Origin of the sequence: Kitasatospora phosalacinea, assembly GCF_030268885.1 — a bacterium.
Taxonomy (GTDB): domain Bacteria; phylum Actinomycetota; class Actinomycetes; order Streptomycetales; family Streptomycetaceae; genus Kitasatospora; species Kitasatospora phosalacinea_C.
In genome coordinates this window covers 1-422 of the sequence record NZ_BSSA01000117.1, presented here as the reverse complement: position 1 = coordinate 422, position 422 = coordinate 1, and the positions used below count along the sequence as shown (strand labels likewise).

General features: G+C 65.9%; 1 protein-coding gene. It reads left to right on the top strand.

From position 1 onward, the window contains the following. The coding region (locus QSK52_RS39190) for an IS5 family transposase (protein ID WP_285741053.1) at positions 1 to 402 on the top strand (402 nt) is incomplete at its 5' end. Between the last annotated feature and the right edge of the window lie 20 nt (positions 403 to 422).

The window sequence follows — 422 nt, the reverse complement described above, 5'->3', positions numbered from 1 at the left end:
TTCGTCCTGACCGGCGGCAACACCAACGACTGCACCCGCTTCGAGCACGTCATGCAGGCCATCCGCGTCCCACGCATCGGGCCCGGGCGGCCTCGCACCCGGCCCGACCACGTGATCGCCGACAAGGGCTACAGCTCCCGCAGGATCCGCTCCTACCTGCGCCGACGCGGCATTCGGCACACCATCCCCGAACGCGCCGACCAGATACTCAATCGACTGAACCGTGGCTCACGCGGCGGTCGGCCTACCGGCTTCGACCGGCATGCCTACAAGCTCCGCAACGTCGTCGAACGCTGCTTCAACCGCCTCAAGCAGTGGCGGGGCTTGGCCACCCGCTACGACAAGACCCGCGAGTCCTACCAGGCCACCGTCACCATCGCCTCAATCCTGCTCTGGATCTGACCTTTGAAGACGATCTCTAG